This is a genomic window from Porphyrobacter sp. YT40, assembly GCF_006542605.1.
GTDB lineage: Bacteria > Pseudomonadota > Alphaproteobacteria > Sphingomonadales > Sphingomonadaceae > Erythrobacter.
In genome coordinates, this window is sequence record NZ_CP041222.1 from 1838884 (window position 1) to 1855729 (window position 16846).

Sequence of the window (16846 nt, forward strand, 5' to 3'; positions counted from 1 at the left end):
GACACGCAAGGCGCGCGCGCGATTTTGGTTGGCACCTGCGATGCTGCATGGTCATATCCGCGAAAGTCATGGAGCAGGAGAGAGCAATGACACGCATCACCCTTTTCGCCGCCGCTGCCGGGGCGGCTCTGCTGGCGGGCTGTTCGGACGGCGCGACCGATGCCGACGGCGATGGCGAAATCACCGCCGGTGAAGTCGCCGCCAAGGCCGATGCCGAGATGGTGAAGCCCGAGCCGGGGCTCTACAAGGCGACCATCACCATGACCGGCGTCGATATCCCCGGGATGCCGCCCGAAATGAAGAACCACGGCGCGGGCATGACCACGACGGTCGAGGAATGCCTGACCGAGGAAGATGTCAACAAAGGCTTCGAGGAGTTGGTGACGCAGGGGCAGGAGGGTGAGTGCACCTTCGAGAAGTTCGACCTCGACGGCGGCAAGATGGATGCCGTGCTGCTGTGCAAGACGCCGCAGGGCGAATCGCGCATGACCCTGTCGGGCACCACCACCCGCACGTCGTCCGAATACACCGCCAGCACCAAGATCAACTTCGAAGGCATGGGCGAAGGCACGATGAATTTCACTGCCAAGAACGAGCGGATCGGGGATTGCCCCGCCAAATGACCGCGCAATGACCGGGATGTGACAGCCGGCTCAATTGTGTCGGAAATGTTACGCGTGTTACATTTCATGGAACATTCAGCCGGAATGTGGCTTGGAACGGCGTATGGCCACTCCGCGCTTCGTCCCTGAACTGTCCCGCCTGCCCGCGCCGCTGCTTGCGGCAGCCAGTGCGGTCGGCGCGCAGGCGCAGCAGGCCTATGCCGCCACCGCGCTCGCGCGCCGCGTGGCGCTGGCGCGCGAAGTGATCCCGGTCGAACACGAGCGCGGCAAACCCCGCTTGCTTCGCCTTTTGGGCGAGGCCGAGGCGCTGCTCGAACCCGTTCGCCGCCCGCGCCGCAAGCTTGCCATCCCCGCCTCGGAAAATCCGCAGGTGGTGATGATGCTCCCCGGCTTTGCCACACACCCGGTGCGGATGCGCTATCTCGCGCGCCAGCTCGAGGCGGCGGGCCACTGCGTCAAGCGCTGGGGGCTTGGCTTCAACTGGGGTCCAAACGAGGAAAGCTTCGCCGCGATGGAAGCGCGGCTGCTCGATCTCCACGCGCGCTACGGACGCAAGGTCGTGCTGGTCGGCTGGAGCCTCGGCGGGCTCTACGGGCGCGAGCTGGCCAAGCGCCAGCCGCAGGCGGTCGCCAAGGTTGTCACCATGGGTTCGCCCTTCAGCGGCTCCCCGCGCGCCAACAATGTCTGGCGCGCCTATCAGTTCATCACCGGCCATTCGGTCGATGCGCCCCCGATCGAGGCGAAGTTGTCGGCCAAGCCGCCGGTAGAGACGGTCGCCTTCTGGAGCCCAAATGACGGCGCGATCGCGCCGCGTTGTGCCGCCGGTCGCCCCGGCGAGCGGGATCGTGCTGTGGCGCTGCGCTGCACCCACATGGGGTTCACCTATGATCCGCAGGTCATCATGACGCTGCTGCGCGAGCTCGAAGGCACGCCTGCCTGAAAACGACCGGGGCGCGCTGGCTTGCGTAATCCGATCTCGCCGCTTCCCTTTTGCAAAAGCGCGGTTAGATTGCTGCATTGCACCTAACGAACCAAGCGGGGGGTAATGCAGGCGCGCGGCGGCACTTTCGATGAAATGTTCGACGAAGCGGGCAACACGCGGCCGGCCTATGCCGAATATTGCCGCTGGTTTGGCGAACAGCCGCCCGAACTGATGCGCCGCAAGAACCGCGAGGCGGATGATACCTTCCGCCGCACGGGTATCACCTTCAACGTCTACGGCGAGGATGCCGCTGAGGAACGGCTGATCCCCTTCGACATGGTGCCGCGCATCATCACCGCCGCCGAATGGCGCCGCCTGTCGCGCGGGATCGAGCAGCGGGTGCGGGCGCTCAATTCCTTTCTCTACGATCTCTATCACCGGCAGGAAATCGTGCGTGCGGGCCGCCTCCCTGCGCGGCTGCTGCAGAGCAACGATGCCTGGCTGGCGAACATGGTCGGCTTCACCCCGCCGGGCGGGATCTACACCCATATCGTCGGGATCGATCTGGTGCGCACTGGGCCGGACGAATTCTTTGTGCTGGAAGACAATGCCCGCACGCCTTCGGGCGTGTCCTACATGCTCGAAAACCGCGAGACGATGATGGGGATGTTCCCCGATCTGTTCAGCCGGGTGGCGGTGGAGAGCGTCTCGAATTACCCGCGTCGCCTCGCCCGCAGCCTTGCCGCCTGTGTCCCGCCCGCCTTCACCGGCGGCAAGCCCACGGTCGCGGTGCTGACGCCGGGGATCTACAACTCCGCCTATTTCGAGCACGCCTTCCTCGCCGACCAGATGGGCGCGGAACTGGTCGAAGGGAGCGATCTGCGCGTGACCGAGGGGCGGGTGCAGATGCGGACCACGCGCGGCTACAAACCGATCGACGTGCTCTATCGCCGGGTAGACGACGACTTCCTCGATCCGCTCAGCTTCAATCCCGATAGCGTGCTGGGCGTGCCGGGGATCATGGATGTCTATCGCGCGGGCGGGATCACCATCGCCAATGCGCCGGGCACCGGGGTGGCGGATGACAAGGCGATCTACAGCTTCATGCCCGAGATCGTCGAATTCTACACCGGCGAAAAGCCCTTGCTGCCCAACGTCCAGACCTGGCGCTGCGCCGACAAGGAAAGCCTCGCCTATGTGCTCGACAATCTGGCCGAGCTGGTGGTCAAGGAAGTTCATGGATCGGGCGGCTACGGGATGCTGATCGGGCCGACCTCGTCGAAGCGCGAGATCGCCGCCTTCCGCGAAAAGCTGGTCGCCAAGCCCGAAAATTACATCGCCCAGCCCACGCTCGCGCTATCGACCTGCCCGATCTACACCGCCAAGGGCCTTGCGCCCCGGCACCTCGACCTCAGGCCCTTCGTGCTTGTCAGTCCCGAGGGCATCGACATCACGCCGGGCGGGCTGACGCGGGTGGCGCTCAAGAAGGGGTCGCTGGTGGTCAATTCCAGTCAGGGAGGCGGCACCAAGGATACGTGGGTGCTGAAAGACTGATGCTGGGCCGCACCGCCAACAGCCTGTTCTGGATGTTCCGCTACCTCGAGCGGGCCGAAAACACCGCGCGCCTGCTCGAAGCGGCGCTGCGCATGGCGCTGACCCGCGATCTGGCGACCGCCGAGGCCGAATGGCGCTCGGTGATCGCGACGCTGGGGCTTCAGGCCGCGTTCGAGGCGAACCACGATTCCTATGACGGGCTGACCGTCTGGAACTTCGTGCTGCGTGCACCCGGCAACGCGGCCAACGTCCGCGAGATGCTGGGCGCGGTGCGCTTCAATGCGCGGATGGCGCGCACCAATATCTCCTCGGATGTCTGGGAAGCGGTCAACGACAACTGGATGAAGCTCGACAAGCTGCTCGCCCGGCCCGTCGGCCAGACCGGGGTGGGCGAGCTGCTGGCTGCGATCCGGCGGACCGGCACTCAGGTTCACGGCGCCTTCGACGGGTCGATGCTGCGCGACGAGGGCTATCATTTCGCCCGCGCGGGCACCTTCATCGAGCGGGCTGACAGCACCGCGCGCATTCTCGACATGAAGTATTTCCTGCTGCTGCCCTCGCTCTCCTATGTGGGGTCGAGCCTCGATACCGGGCAGTGGGAACAGGTGCTGCGCTCGGTCGCGGGGGCGCGGGTCTATTCGTGGCTCAATGCCGGACAGATCGAGGCGCGCGGGATCGTGGAGTTTCTGGTGCTCGACGACCGCTTCCCGCGCAGCCTCGCCTTCTGTCGCAATGCGCTGCGCAATTGTCTGGGGGCGCTGGCCCACACGCACGGGGTGGAGGGCGGCGCGGTCGCGTTGATGCGCGACTCCGATACCCGCATCAGCCACCTTACCGTCGATCAGATCTTCGAGGCCGGCCTGCACGAATTCCTGATCGATTTCCTCGCCCGCAACGCCGCCATCGGCCGGGCGATTGCCGAGGATTACCGGTTTCACGCATGAGCACGCTGCGCCTCTCGATCCGCCACACCACGCACTATGCCTTCGCGCAGCCGGTGGTCCACGCGCTCCAACGGCTGCGGCTGACGCCCAAGGAGACGCAGGGCCAGCGCATCGTCAACTGGTCGATGCGGTTCGACAACGCCCATGCCGAGCTCGAATATGACGACCAGCATTTCAACCACGTCACGCTGATCGGCCTCGCGCCGGGTGCGCATGAGGTGACGGTGACCTGCGAAGGCGTGGTCGAGACCGAGGACAATGCCGGGGTGATCGGCCGTCATTCGGGGCACCTGCCCTTGTGGAGCTTCCTGCGCCAGACCCCGCTGACCCGCCCCGGTGTCAAACTTCGTGCCCTGCTGCGCGAGGCGGCGGGCGGGGCGGAGGATGCTCCGCTCGATTTCCTCCACGCGCTCTCGGCCCTGATCCGCGATCGGGTGGCCTATGAAACCGGGCGCACCCACGCGGCCACCACCGCCGAGGAGGCGACCCTTCAGGGCGCAGGCGTGTGTCAGGATCACGCCCACATCTTCATCGGCGCGGCGCGCGCGCACGGCATTCCGGCGCGCTATGTCAGCGGCTATCTGATGATGGACGACCGCATCGAGCAAGAAGCCACCCACGCCTGGGCCGAAGCCCATGTCGAAGGGCTGGGCTGGGTCGGCTTCGACGTGTCGAACGGTATCAGCCCCGATCCGCGCTATGTCCGTGTGGCCACGGGCAGCGATTACCGTGATGCGGCGCCGATCACCGGGATCAGCTTCGGCACCGCCGCCGACGAGGTGCTGACCGTGGGCCTGACGGTCGAAGGGCAGCCACCTGCCAGCGGACAGAGCCAGCAGCAGGGACAGCAGAGCCAGAAGCAGGGCGAACAGTCGCAATAGCCGCATTGCAGGACGACGGTGTTTGCGCTGGGCGGCGCATCGCGTAAGTGTGCGCCCCGGCCTTGGGGCGACAGGAGAGAATGCGGTCATGACCTATTGCGTTGGGATGGTGCTCGACAAGGGCCTCGTGCTCATGAGCGACACCCGCACCAATTCGGGCGTCGACAACATCTCCACCTTCCGCAAGCTGTTCCACTGGAGCGTGCCGGGCGAGCGCATGATCGCGGTGATGACCGCCGGCAATCTGGCAACCACCCAGGCGGTGATCAGCCAGCTGGAAGAACGCACCAAGGCTCCGGGCGAGCGCGACAACACGCTGCTCAAGGGCGCGACCATGTTTCAGGTCGCCACCGAGATCGGGCGCCTGCTGCGCACCACCATCGAAACCGCGCAGAGCGTCAACGGCGATGGCGGCAAGGGGCGCTTTACCGCCACCATGATCGTGGCCGGGCAGATCGCGGGGATGCAGCCGCGCCTGTTCATGATTTATCCCGAAGGCAATTTCATCGAAGCCAGCTGGGACACGCCCTTCTTCCAGATCGGCGAGACCAAGTATGGCCGCCCGATCCTGATCCGCGGCTATGACCGGGACATGAGCTTCGAGGACGCGATCAAGCTGCTGATGGTCAGTTTCGATTCAACTCTCAAGGCTAACCTGTCGGTCGGTCTGCCGCTCGACCTCTTGGTGATCGGCAAGGATACCTTTGCCGCCACCCACGAACACCGTGTGGCTGCGGACGATCCCTATTTCGACACGATTTCATCGGGTTGGGGGGATGCGCTGCGATCGGCCTTCGATTCGCTTCCGTCCTATCGCTTCGGTGACGACACCTAGCAATTAACCGCAATCTGGCTCCGCTTTGGAGCATTTTTATCCTTTTTTGTCAGTAGCTTGTGCGATTCCGGATATGGTAAATCCTCCGGATCGGCGGCGCTCTTGCGTGAAACCTGTAACCGGTTGTCGCAGACAGGCTGACATGACACGCAAAGCCACCCTCCACTTCATCGATTCGTGCAGCCGTCAACGGGCCGAACTGGCTCGGGTAGGCTTCACGCTGGGCCACCACTGCGAGGTCTACGGCGACCTTTCCGAACTCGCGGTCCATCCGCCGCGCGAAGGGATCCTGATCGCCCGCGACACCGCCGAAGAAGGCGGGGTCGGCATGATCCTCGACCGGCTCGGGCGGCTCGGGATCTGGCTACCGCTGATCGCGGTGGACGTGCAGCCGCGTCCGGGCCGCATTGTCGAGGCGATCAAGGCCGGGGCGCTTGATTATCTCGCCCTGCCGCTCGATCCCGAACGTTTCACCCGCTGCCTGCTGCGGATCGAGAAGGAGGCCGAACAGTTCGGCGTCGCCCGCCGCCGCATGATCGAAGCGCGGGACCGCATCTCGACTCTTTCGGCGCGTGAACGCGAAGTGCTGGACTGGCTGGCCGAAGGCAGCAGCAACAAGGCGATTGCGCGCGAACTCGACATCAGCCCGCGCACCGTGGAAATCCACCGCGCCAACATGATGACCAAGCTTGGCGCGCGCCATGCGGCGGAAGCGGTGCGGTTGAAACTCGAGGCGAAGCTGGAACCCAGGCTGCGGGCATAGCGATCTGCCCATCGGTCCGGCCCGTCCTGTCCCCTTGCAGGCGCCGATGCCGACCGCAGGCGGGGGAATCAGGCTTGCCTTGCGGGCGGCCCCGGCGCTGGTGGTTCAGCGGGCCGGGGCCGCTTTCGTTTGCGCGTGTGAAGCAGGGGTGCCGATTGGGCGAGCGTTGCGGCGCTCCGGTCAGCGACAGAACTTCGCGCCCGTGCCTTCCAGGTGGAAGTGATCGGCGTGCGCGGCATTGTATTGCGGGCCAAGCACCGTGCCGAACCGCTTGCAGGCGCTGCGATGCACCACCCGCAGGAATTCGCGCGTCGCCGCATCGCCGCCGTCCCAATCGCGCTTGAGCACGATCCGGCGGCCATCGGCCAGCACGAAGCCCGCGACATCGATCGCCTCGGCGCGGGCATGGCCCGATCGCACCTCGGTGCCCGCGACATTGCGGCAGGCATAGGAACCCATCGTCTCGATCCGCGCCACCGGGCTGCCGAGAATCTCGCGCGCGGCACGGTCAACCCCGAAGCGCGCCCAGTCGCCGAAGGCTTTCGCCACGCCGCAGCGCACCGGGCCGAGATTGCTGACGCTCATCGGCGCGCGGTCGCCCGCCAGCGCCATCAGTTGCACCGTGCCGAGCTTGTTGCACCCCGGCGCGGCATAGGTATCGGGCAGCGGATCGAACCGCGCGCCGCTCGCCCCCAGATCGGCAAGGCAGGCATCGTCGCCCGGGCGCGGCGCATAGGAGCGCGGGGCCGAGGCGACCGGCACCGCCGGACGGGCCGGGGCGCGGGCGCTCTGGCTGGCATTGCCCGGCGCGGCGCTGGTGCCGGGGATCAGCGACCCGCAGCCGGCCAGCGCCAGAGCGGCCGTCGCCAGCGCGATTGCGCGAAGGGTGCCCGTGGCTTTCATGCCTCGGGTTATCGCGCAGAAATGGTTAACAGGAGGGAAACGCTTCGGGAAAAGCGTGCCTTTGTGGCCGGTTAAGGTATGGCGCGCAGGCGGCCGTTCAGGGCAGGGCATCCTCGACCTGTTCCCACAGCTCGACCTTCACGCCGTCCGGGTCGAGCAGCCAGGCAAACTTGCCGTATCCTTCGTCCGCTGTGCCGAGGATTTCTACGCCCTTGGCCCTCAGGCCCGCGACCATTCCGTCGCAGTCATTGACCCTGAGATTGATCATGAAGCTGCCAGTGCCGGGCTTGATATAGGTGTCGTCGGCGAAGTGGCTGATCAGAGAGTAGGGATGCGCCAGCGGCTCTTCCGCCCATGCGAGTTGCGGGCCATAGGGCCCGTCGATCCCGAGCGTGTCGCGATACCACGCGCGGGTCGCCGCCGGGTCTTTCACGACATAGAACACGCCGCCCAGCCCGGTGACGCGCGGTGCGTGTGAATGTGTGTCCGTCATCGCCAATGCCTCCCCACGGCGATCATGCGCCATGCTGCGACCGGAGGAAAGGGCGATTGCTCAGAACCGGGTCGTGAAGGCCACCAGCGAGGCGGGCAGCAGGTCGAGCAGCGCGGCCTCGATCACCTTGTCGAACCCGGTCAGCACCAGCGCGCCCACCACCACCAGCGCCGCGCCGAACAGCGGCTTGCCGTAGCGGGCGAGGGTCGCGAGGGTCTTGCGCCGCTCGCCGAGCGCCCGCCGCGAGCCATAGGCGAAGGCGAGGATCGAACTCGCCACGCCCAGCCCGAAGGCGAGGAAGATGGTGAAGCTCGCCAGCAGATCTTCCCCGCCGCTGGCCGCCGCGATCGCCACGCCCAGCGTCGGGCCTACGCAAGGTGCCCAGACCAGCCCGAGCAGCAGGCCTATCACCGCCTGCCCGTGCCAGCCATCGCCCCTGACCCTTGCCAGCCTGCGGTTGCCGGCGGCGGCGAGCGGGGCGGCGGCGGCGCTGAGCGCGGCCTGCGCACGCGGCACCAGCAGCACCAGACCTGCCGCCAGCAGCAGCGCCCCGGCCAGCCAGCGCACCGCACCCTCGTCGATCCCCAGCGTGTGCCCGAAGGCAATCACGCCGAAGCCGAAGATCGTGAAGCTTGTCACCAGCCCGCCTGCCAGCGCCAGCGGCCCGGCCCGGCTCTTGCCCAGCGCCGACCCGACGAGGATCGGCACCAGCGGCAACACGCAGGGGTTGAGGATCGTCACCAACCCCGCAAGGAAGGCGAGCAGCAGGCTGCCGGTCATGCAATGCTGCCCTTACAGCGCGCCCAGCACCATCTGCCGCAGCCGGCCACGGTCGGTTTCGGCGATCGAGCGGGCGACTTCCTTGCCGCCCTTGAACACCAGCACGGTTGACTGGCGCGGGATGCGGTGGGCGCGCAGGAAGGCCTTGTCCTTGTCGAAATCGACCCGCACGAAGGCGACGGTGTCGCTGGCGCGTTCCTTGCGCAATTCGTCGAGGATCGGGGCCTGCGCACGACAGGTCGGGCACCAGTCGGCATGGACATCAACCACGATGGTCTTGCCCGCACCCTGAGCGGCGGCGAAGCTGCTGGCGTCGTAGGCCTGCCATCCGCCGCCGCTTTCGGCGCGGGCAGTGACCGAAAGGGCAGCGGCAAGCAGCACGCCGATGGCGGCGAGCAGGGAGACGAAACGCAGCATGGGGAAACCTCCGACAAACCGGGAAAGGGCGCAGGAGCGCACCGCCCGTCAGGGGTCACGCCGGGGGAGTGGCGGGGAAGCGGGGCAGTGCGTTCCTGTCGCTGTAGGTTTCGTGCGTCGGCGCGGAAGGGTTACACTGTTGCAGCTTTTTTGCCGGTGGCGAGGCTGACCACCACGATCGCCAGCAGCGCGGCGGCAAAGCCCGGCACGATCTCGTAAAGGCCCGGCCCGCCCAGAAAAGCCTTATTCCAGCCCAGCGCGATCCAGCCTGCTACCACCGCCGCACCCGTCACCAGTCCGGCGACCGCACCCGCGCCGGTCATCCTGTCCCATGTCAGCGCCAGCAGGATCAGCGGGCCGAAGGCCGCGCCGAAGCCCGCCCAGGCGTTGGCGACGAGGCCGAGCACTTCGCTGTCAGGATCACGCGCCAGCACCACCGCGGCAATCGCCACCAGCGCGACCGCCACGCGGCTGACATTCACCGCCTCGCGCTCGGAGGCGTTGCGGCGCAGGAACAGGCGGTAGAAATCCTCGGTCAGCGACGAGGACGAGACCAGCAGCTGCGAGGAAATCGTGCTCATGATCGCGGCAAGCAACGCGGCATAGAGGAAGCCCGTCACCGCAGGGTGAAACAAGAGCTGCGCGAGGACGATGAAGATCGTCTCGGGATCCTCGATCACCAGCCCGTTGCGCTCGACATAGGCGCGGCCCGCCAGCCCGAGGCCCAGCGCGCCGACCAGCGCGATCCCCATCCAGCCCATGCCATAGGCCGCCGCGCGCGGAACATTCTTGACCTTGTCGATCGCCATGAAGCGCACGATGATGTGCGGCTGGCCGAAATAGCCGAGCCCCCATGTGACCGCGCTGATGAAGCCGATCGCGGTCAGCCCCTGCGTGATGTCGAGAAAGCCTTCGACCGGCACTTCGGTCAGGCTCCCGCCCGCCGAGCCGCCAGGGCCGAACATCACCACCAGCGGCATCACGATCAGCGCCACCATCATGATCAGCCCCTGCACAAAATCGGTAAGGCTGACCGCGAGGAACCCGCCGACCATGGTATAGGCCAGCACAATCCCCGCCGTGATCAGGATGCCCAGCATGTAGTCGCTGAACATGGTGTTGGGCAGGATTCCGGCAAAGGCGGTTTCGAACAGCTTGCCGCCGCCCACCAGCCCGGCGGCGGTGTAAACGGTGAAGAAAGCGACGATGATCACCGCCGAGGTGACGCGCAGCAGGATGCGCCGCTCGGGGAAACGGTTGGCAAGGAATTGCGGGATCGTCAGCGCGTTGCCGATCCGCTCGGTCTGTTCGCGCAGGCGCGGGGCGACGATGATCCAGTTGGCCAGCGCGCCAACGAACAGGCCGATCCCGATCCACGCCTCGACCAGCCCTGCGGCATAGAGCGCGCCCGGCAGGCCCAGCAGCAGCCAGCCCGACATGTCGCTCGCCCCGGCGCTCAGCGCCGCCACGGCGGGCGGCAGGTTGCGTCCGGCGAGCAGATACCCTTCCGAATTGTCGGTCGACTTGCGCCAGGCATAGAGCCCGATGGCGATCATGAGGACAAAATAGGCGGCAAGAGAGGCAAGAGTGAAACTGTTCATGGGGGTGGTGGGTAACAAGCCACCAGCGCCATGACCACCCGTCTTTCCGAATTTCCTTGCGCGGGCCCTTGATCACCGCCGGGCCCCTCCGCGCAGCAGGGTGAGCGCTCAACTCGTCGCATCAATCCGTATTGTCTTGGAACAAAGCCTGTTTGGCGCGCCTTACCTCGCGACGCTCCGCAACCATGCGGGCGAAAGAGAAAACCCGGAGTTCAAATAATGGCATTCATCACAAAGGTCGCGCCGGTCATCAGCGTTGCGGCCCTGGCGGTATCGTCGGCGGCATTCGCGCAGGACGGCGAGCCCTATTTCGACGGGCCCTACATTTCGGGCACCATCGGTCTCGAGACCGTCAAGGACGGCGGGGGCGACCGGATCATCTTCGACACCGATCAGGATGGCACCTTCAACGACGACGTTCTCACCGTTGCCGACGCCGACGCCTTCTCGCCGGGCTTCTGCGCCGGTCGCCCGATCGCGGCGACCCCAGGCTGCCGCGGCAACACCGACAACGAAGGCTACTCCGTCCGCGTCGGCTATGACCAGCAGATGGGCGATGGCCCGTTCGTCGCCGGTGTGCTGATCGAAGGCGCCAAGCCGGGCGTGGAGGAATTCACCACCGGTTTCAGCACCACCCCCGCGTCCTACACCTTCCAGCGTGAACTCGACTGGACGATCAACGCACGTGCGCGTCTGGGCGTTGCGCCGGGGGCCGGCCGCGTGCTGTTCTACGGCACCGGCGGCGTCGGCTATGCGCGGATCGAGCGCGCCTTCACCACCAGCAACGGCGCGAATTCCTTCACGCCCAGCGACAACAACGACTGGCAGTTCGGCTGGCAGGCCGGTGGCGGGGCGGAAATCATGCTGACCCGCAACCTCGGGATCGGCCTCGAATACCTGTTCTCGAGCTACAATGACGACGAATACACCGTCGCGGTGGGCCAGGGCACGGCGCCGGACACCAACCCCTTCCTGCTGGAATCGGGCGGCACGGATCTGCGCCTTTCGAATGATCGCTTCGATTACCACGCGCTGCGCGCTTCGGTGAACCTGCGGTTCTGATCGCCGTAAAGCGGGCGGATCGCGTGTCCGCCCGCAACGCAAAAGCCCCGCGCTGGCCATGGCCACGCGGGGCTTTTTTGTGTTCGCAACCCCGTTCACCACGCCGCTCGGGCGGATGAGCCAAGGGAGCGCTGCGGGTGAGGATCAATCCTCCTTCTTGCGCCGCGCCTTCTTGCGTTCGTGCGGGCACAGGATCGCCTTGCGCAGCCGGATCGACTGGGGCGTCACCTCGACCATCTCGTCGTCGTCGATATAGGCGATCGCCTGCTCCAGGCTCATGCGGCGCGGCGGGGTGAGGCGGATCGCGTCGTCCTTGCCGCTGGAGCGGATGTTGGTGAGCTGCTTGGCTTTCAGCGGGTTCACCTCGAGATCGTCGGGCTTGGCATTCTCGCCGATGATCATGCCTTCATAGAGCTTCATCTGCGGGGCGATGAACAGCGTGCCGCGCTCTTCGAGCGAGTTCAGCGCATAAGCCACCGCCTCGCCATCGCCGTTGGAGATCAGCACGCCGTTGATACGACCTTCGATCGGGCCCTTGTAGACGTCATATTTCTCGAACAGGCGGTTCATGATCCCGGTGCCGCGCGTGTCGGACAGGAATTCGCCATGGTAGCCGATCAGCCCGCGCGAAGGGGCGGAGAAGGTGATGCGGGTCTTGCCGAGGCCCGAGGGGCGCATCTCGACGAGGTCGGCCTTGCGGCGCTGCATCTTCTCGACCACCGTGCCCGAGTGTTCGTCATCGACGTCGATCACGACGGTTTCGTACGGCTCCATGCGCTTGCCGCCTTCCTCGCGGAACAGCACGCGTGGGCGGCTGATACCGAGCTCGAAGCCTTCGCGGCGCATGGTTTCGATCAGCACGCCGAGCTGCAATTCGCCGCGCCCGGCGACTTCGAAGCTGTCCTTGTCCTCGCTCTCGGTCACGCGGATCGCGACGTTGGTTTCCGCTTCGCGCAGCAGGCGGTCGCGGATCATGCGGCTCGTCACCTTGCTGCCCTCGCGGCCCGCCAGCGGCGAGTCATTCACCGAGAAGCGCATCGCCAGCGTCGGCGGGTCGATCGGCTGGGCGGCGATGGGCTCGCTGACCGAGGGATCGCAGATTGTGTTGGCGACGGTCGCCTTTTCCAGACCGGCGAGCGCGATGATGTCGCCCGCGCGCGCGATCTCCACGGGCACGCGCTCCAGACCGTCGAAGCTCATCAGCTTGGTCGCGCGGCCGGTTTCGATCACCTTGCCGTCCATGTCGATCGCGTGGATCGGGTCATTGACCTTGATCGTGCCCGACTGGACACGCCCCGTCAGCACGCGGCCCATGAAGTTGTCGCGGTCGAGCAGGGTCGCGAGAAATGCGAACTTGGCGTCGGGGTCGAGGCCGGGGGCGGGGACGTGCTCGACGACCTTGTTGAACAGCGGGGCGAGCGTGCCTTCGCGCGCATCCATGTCCTCGCTGGCATAGCCTTCGCGGCCCGAGGCATAGAGCACCGGGAAATCGAGCTGTTCGTCATTGGCATCGAGGCTGACGAACAGGTCGAACACCTCGTCGAGCACTTCCTGCGGACGGCCATCGGGACGGTCGATCTTGTTGACGACGACGATCGGCTTGAGGCCCAGCGCCAGCGCCTTGCCGGTGACGAACTTGGTCTGCGGCATGGCGCCTTCCGCGCTGTCGACCAGCAGGATCACGCCGTCGACCATCGAGAGGATGCGCTCCACCTCGGCGCCGAAGTCGGCGTGGCCGGGGGTGTCGACGATGTTGATGCGGGTGGTCGTCCCGTCCTGTTCCCACTCGACACTGGTGCACTTGGCGAGAATGGTGATCCCGCGTTCCTTTTCGAGATCGCCCGAATCCATTGCGCGTTCCTCGACCCGCTGATTCTCGCGGAAGGTGCCCGATTGGCGGAACAACTGGTCGACCAGCGTGGTCTTGCCGTGGTCGACGTGGGCGATGATCGCGATATTTCTGAGGGCGGACGACATTTTGCGAAAACTTCCGGTGAAATGCCGGAAGCAGGGCGCTTCCGGAGGGAGAACAGGGGCACCGCGGATGGGCGCGATGCGGTAGGCAATGTTTGTGGCGGGTTGGCGACAGCGCCGGACGCTACGGCATTCGCCGCGCAAGGCTCCGTGTGCTGCGATGCAACATCGCCGGCGCGCCTAGCAGGGGCGGGCGCGGGGGGCAAGCACCGGGGAGGCTCAAGCCCTTTCGCTGGGCCATCCCACTGTGACTCTTGCGCAACATTATCGCGATTGCCCCCTCAAAAGCGCCGGCGGAGCGCTTGTCGCCCGCGTCCGGCTGGCTTATCAGTCCGCCGACACGACCACGGGAGAGAGCGCACTGGGACGGTGCGTGCCCGCTTGAGGGCGCCGGGGTCGCGGGATTTTTGGAGAGGAGCTTCCATGCGTTCGACCTTCACCGGCATTGCCGGCGCATATCGATTCACCCTGCTTGCAGGCGCGGCCACGGCCCTTGCCCTGCCGAGCGTCGCTTTCGCTCAGGACGAGGGTGACGAGCCCGAAGTGCCCGAGGCCGACAACGTCATCATCGTTACCGCCTCGAAGCGCGAACAGACCCTGCAGGAAACCCCGATCGCGGTCTCGGTGACCAGCGGCGAGACCATCGAGCGTGCGCAGATCCGCGACGTGCTCGACCTGCAGACCGTGGTGCCTTCGCTGCGCGTCAGCCAGCTGCAGACCTCGTCGGCGACGACCTTCATCATCCGCGGCTTCGGCAACGGCGACAACAACTTCGGGATCGAGCCTTCGGTCGGCGTCTTCATCGACGGCGTGTTCCGCTCGCGCTCGGCCGCGGCGCTGTCCGACCTCAACATGATCCAGCGCGTCGAAGTGCTGAACGGGCCGCAATCGACCCTGTTCGGCAAGAACGCGAGCGCGGGCGTGATCTCGGTCGTCACCAAGGAGCCGGAATACCAGTTCGGCGGCCAGATCGAAGCGTCGTATGGCAATTACAACGCCGTCAACCTGCGCGGCGAAGTGACCGGCCCGATCACCGACAACATCGCCTGGTCGCTCGACGGCACCTATCAGCGGCGTGACGGTTTCGGCCGGATCGTCAACCTCGACAATGCCGAGATCAACGACCGCAACCGCTGGTCGGTGCGCGGCAACCTGCTGATCGAGCCGACCGCCGACATCAAGATCCGCCTGATCGCGGACTACACCAACATCGACGAAGTCTGCTGCCAGACCAGCAACCTCGTGGTCGGCCCGATCACCCAGCTCGCCGTCGGCGGCGTGGGCGGCCAGTTCCCGACCGACTTCTTCAGCTTCGACAACTACCTCAACGCCGTGCCGTTCAACAAGAACGAGAACTACGGCTTCTCGGGTCAGCTCGACTGGGCGTTCGGCAACATCAACCTGACCTCGATCACCGCCTATCGTGAACTCACCAACGCCTTCACGCAGGACGTTGACTTCACCTCGGCCGACATCACCGCCGAAACCCGCGATCAGGCGGTCGATACCTTCACGCAGGAACTGCGCCTGACGTCGGACTTCGACGGGCCGATCAACTTCCTGCTCGGCGGTTACTACTTCGACGAAAGCATCAGCCAGGACAGCAGCCTCTCGATCGGCAGCGATTTCCGTGATTTCGCCGCGATCCAGATCGCCGCTGCCTCCGCACCTCCGGGCACGCCCCCGGCCGCTCTGATCGCCGCCGGCAACGGCGTGCTGCAGGGCGTCGAGACCGCTTTCGGCCTGCCGGTCGGCTCGATCCTCGGAGGCACCGCGCTGACGCGCGAGCGTTTCGGATTGGACAACCAGTCCTGGTCGGTCTTCGGCACCGTGGATTTCGAGCCGCTGGACGGCCTCGTCTTCACCGCCGGGTTCAACTACACCGACGACCGCAAGGACTTCACCATCAATTATGATGCGCTGGATCCGCTTGCGAACATCAACCTGGTCGATGCCTTCATCACTCAGGCGACCGGCGGTGCGGTGACGACCCGCGCCCAGTTCCAGGCGCTGCCTTCGGCCAACCAGCAGGCGCTGCTCGCCGCCGCGACCAATCCGGCGGTCAACCCGCTGCTGGGCCTCACCGCGCTGCAGTTCCAGCCGCCTTCGCCCGACGTGCCCAACGCGGTCGAAGATGGCCGCACGCGCGACGATCAGCTGACCTATCTGTTCCGTGTTGCCTATCAGGCCTCGAACGAGCTCAACGTCTATGCGAGCTATTCGACCGGCTTCAAGGCGAGCTCGGTCAACCTGTCGCGTGACAGCCGTCCGCTTTCGACGGACTACATCCCCGGCCCCGGGCCGCGCGGTTCGACCTTCGGCGCACCGTCCTCGCCGATCATCGATGCCGGGCTGGCCACGCCGAACCTTTCGACCGGAACCCGCTTCGCCGGCCCGGAAGAAGCGCGCGTGATCGAAGTCGGCATGAAGGGCCAGTGGGAAGGCTGGGGCTTCAACCTCGCGGTCTTCGATCAGGAGATCGAAGGCTTCCAGAGCTTCCTGTTCACCGGCCTCGGCTTCGGCCTTGCCAATGCGGGCAAGCAGTCGGTGCGCGGGTTCGAGCTCGACACCACCATCCAGCCGGTCGATCCGCTGGTCCTGACCTTCGCGGTCACTCACCTCGATCCGCTGTATGACGACTTCACGGGCGGCCCGCTGGGCGACCTGTCGGGCCGTCGTCCGGCCGGTATCCCGGCGTGGAGCCTGCGGACGTCTGCCACCTACAGCCACGAATTCGGCAGCAGCAACAACTTCCTGATCACCCGCGTCGACTATGCGCATGACAGCCAGGTCAATATCCTCGACGGGATCACCGGCTTCAACGCCAACCAGTTCCGGCGGGAAGTCAACTTGGTCAACGCCTCGATGACGCTGTCGCTCGACAACGGGCTGGAGATCGGTGCGTTTGCGCGCAACCTGCTCGACGAGCAGTACGCGCTGACGATCTTCCCCAGCGTGGCGCAGGCCGGCACGGTGTCGGGCTATCCCAACCCGCCGCGCACCTACGGCGGTCTGGTGCGCTTCAAGTTCTGATCGCGCCGGGCTTCGGCCCCATGAAATTCAGGCCTCGCACCCTCGCGGTGCGGGGCCTTTT

At 66.0% G+C, this 16846-nt stretch carries 15 protein-coding genes; 9 read left to right on the forward strand and 6 right to left on the reverse strand.

Annotated features, from left to right (window positions below):
• The first annotated feature begins 86 nt into the window (after positions 1–86).
• The 7 genes from E2E27_RS08490 (at position 87) to E2E27_RS08520 (ending at position 6522) form a co-directional block, all read left to right on the forward strand.
• The gene (locus E2E27_RS08490; protein WP_181443628.1) at positions 87–623 is read left to right on the forward strand and encodes a DUF3617 domain-containing protein; all 537 of its coding nucleotides are present in this window, start codon (positions 87–89) and stop codon (positions 621–623) included.
• Between the two features lie 103 nt (positions 624–726).
• The gene (locus E2E27_RS08495) at positions 727–1563 is read left to right on the forward strand and encodes an esterase/lipase family protein (RefSeq protein WP_141458536.1); all 837 of its coding nucleotides are present in this window, start codon (positions 727–729) and stop codon (positions 1561–1563) included.
• 105 nt (positions 1564–1668) lie between these two features.
• Positions 1669–3099: a circularly permuted type 2 ATP-grasp protein gene (locus E2E27_RS08500; RefSeq protein ID WP_141458537.1), complete on the forward strand. Its 1431-nt coding sequence runs from the start codon at positions 1669–1671 to the stop codon at positions 3097–3099.
• Complete coding sequence (locus E2E27_RS08505) at positions 3099–4043, forward strand: alpha-E domain-containing protein (protein ID WP_141461728.1); 945 nt, start codon at positions 3099–3101, stop codon at positions 4041–4043. The genes E2E27_RS08500 and E2E27_RS08505 overlap by 1 nt, the downstream gene beginning before the upstream one ends.
• A gap of 5 nt (positions 4044–4048) precedes the next feature.
• Entirely contained in the window at positions 4049–4924 is an 876-nt protein-coding gene (locus E2E27_RS08510; RefSeq protein ID WP_141461730.1) for a transglutaminase family protein, read from the forward strand.
• Positions 4925–5012: 88 nt separating this feature from the next.
• Positions 5013–5759: a proteasome-type protease gene (locus E2E27_RS08515; RefSeq protein WP_141458538.1), complete on the forward strand. Its 747-nt coding sequence runs from the start codon at positions 5013–5015 to the stop codon at positions 5757–5759.
• A 142-nt stretch (positions 5760–5901) separates the two neighbouring features.
• Positions 5902–6522: a response regulator transcription factor gene (locus E2E27_RS08520; protein WP_086608922.1), complete on the forward strand. Its 621-nt coding sequence runs from the start codon at positions 5902–5904 to the stop codon at positions 6520–6522.
• Positions 6523–6702: 180 nt separating this feature from the next.
• Here the strand turns inward: E2E27_RS08520 and E2E27_RS08525 are convergent, their stop codons facing one another.
• From E2E27_RS08525 to putP, 5 genes are all read right to left on the reverse strand, one after another.
• Positions 6703–7425 carry an extensin family protein gene (locus E2E27_RS08525; protein WP_141458539.1) on the reverse strand — a complete coding sequence of 241 codons (723 nt, stop codon included), beginning with the start codon at positions 7423–7425 and terminating at the stop codon, positions 6703–6705.
• A gap of 97 nt (positions 7426–7522) precedes the next feature.
• A complete protein-coding gene (locus tag E2E27_RS08530; protein WP_141458540.1) occupies positions 7523–7918 on the reverse strand; it encodes a VOC family protein in 396 nt (131 codons plus the stop codon).
• A 60-nt stretch (positions 7919–7978) separates the two neighbouring features.
• Entirely contained in the window at positions 7979–8698 is a 720-nt protein-coding gene (locus E2E27_RS08535; protein ID WP_141458541.1) for a cytochrome c biogenesis CcdA family protein, read from the reverse strand.
• 12 nt (positions 8699–8710) lie between these two features.
• Entirely contained in the window at positions 8711–9115 is a 405-nt protein-coding gene (locus E2E27_RS08540; RefSeq protein ID WP_141458542.1) for a thioredoxin family protein, read from the reverse strand.
• A 131-nt stretch (positions 9116–9246) separates the two neighbouring features.
• Entirely contained in the window at positions 9247–10716 is a 1470-nt protein-coding gene (gene putP / locus E2E27_RS08545; RefSeq protein WP_141458543.1) for a sodium/proline symporter PutP, read from the reverse strand.
• Between the two features lie 219 nt (positions 10717–10935).
• Between putP and E2E27_RS08550 the strand changes: the two genes are divergently transcribed.
• The gene (locus E2E27_RS08550) at positions 10936–11778 is read left to right on the forward strand and encodes an outer membrane protein (protein WP_141458544.1); all 843 of its coding nucleotides are present in this window, start codon (positions 10936–10938) and stop codon (positions 11776–11778) included.
• 144 nt (positions 11779–11922) lie between these two features.
• On the opposite strand, the gene typA is transcribed toward E2E27_RS08550, so the two are convergent.
• Positions 11923–13755 carry a translational GTPase TypA gene (gene typA, locus E2E27_RS08555; RefSeq protein ID WP_141458545.1) on the reverse strand — a complete coding sequence of 611 codons (1833 nt, stop codon included), beginning with the start codon at positions 13753–13755 and terminating at the stop codon, positions 11923–11925.
• Positions 13756–14175: 420 nt separating this feature from the next.
• Between typA and E2E27_RS08560 the strand changes: the two genes are divergently transcribed.
• On the forward strand, positions 14176–16785 hold the full coding sequence (locus E2E27_RS08560; RefSeq protein ID WP_141458546.1) for a TonB-dependent receptor: 2610 nt from the start codon (positions 14176–14178) through the stop codon (positions 16783–16785).
• Positions 16786–16846 lie beyond the last annotated feature (61 nt).

Excerpts from the sequence above, each read along its gene's own strand:
- E2E27_RS08490 (WP_181443628.1), top strand. The coding sequence starts at position 87 with ATGACACGCATCACCCTTTTCGCCGCCGCTGCCGGGGCGGCTCTGCTG.
- E2E27_RS08495 (WP_141458536.1), top strand. The coding sequence starts at position 727 with ATGGCCACTCCGCGCTTCGTCCCTGAACTGTCCCGCCTGCCCGCGCCG.
- E2E27_RS08500 (WP_141458537.1), top strand. The coding sequence starts at position 1,669 with ATGCAGGCGCGCGGCGGCACTTTCGATGAAATGTTCGACGAAGCGGGC.
- E2E27_RS08505 (WP_141461728.1), top strand. The coding sequence starts at position 3,099 with ATGCTGGGCCGCACCGCCAACAGCCTGTTCTGGATGTTCCGCTACCTC.
- E2E27_RS08515 (WP_141458538.1), top strand. The coding sequence starts at position 5,013 with ATGACCTATTGCGTTGGGATGGTGCTCGACAAGGGCCTCGTGCTCATG.
- E2E27_RS08520 (WP_086608922.1), top strand. The coding sequence starts at position 5,902 with ATGACACGCAAAGCCACCCTCCACTTCATCGATTCGTGCAGCCGTCAA.
- E2E27_RS08525 (WP_141458539.1), bottom strand. The coding sequence starts at position 7,425 with ATGAAAGCCACGGGCACCCTTCGCGCAATCGCGCTGGCGACGGCCGCT.
- E2E27_RS08530 (WP_141458540.1), bottom strand. The coding sequence starts at position 7,918 with ATGACGGACACACATTCACACGCACCGCGCGTCACCGGGCTGGGCGGC.
- E2E27_RS08535 (WP_141458541.1), bottom strand. The coding sequence starts at position 8,698 with ATGACCGGCAGCCTGCTGCTCGCCTTCCTTGCGGGGTTGGTGACGATC.
- E2E27_RS08540 (WP_141458542.1), bottom strand. The coding sequence starts at position 9,115 with ATGCTGCGTTTCGTCTCCCTGCTCGCCGCCATCGGCGTGCTGCTTGCC.
- putP (WP_141458543.1), bottom strand. The coding sequence starts at position 10,716 with ATGAACAGTTTCACTCTTGCCTCTCTTGCCGCCTATTTTGTCCTCATG.
- E2E27_RS08550 (WP_141458544.1), top strand. The coding sequence starts at position 10,936 with ATGGCATTCATCACAAAGGTCGCGCCGGTCATCAGCGTTGCGGCCCTG.
- typA (WP_141458545.1), bottom strand. The coding sequence starts at position 13,755 with ATGTCGTCCGCCCTCAGAAATATCGCGATCATCGCCCACGTCGACCAC.
- E2E27_RS08560 (WP_141458546.1), top strand. The coding sequence starts at position 14,176 with ATGCGTTCGACCTTCACCGGCATTGCCGGCGCATATCGATTCACCCTG.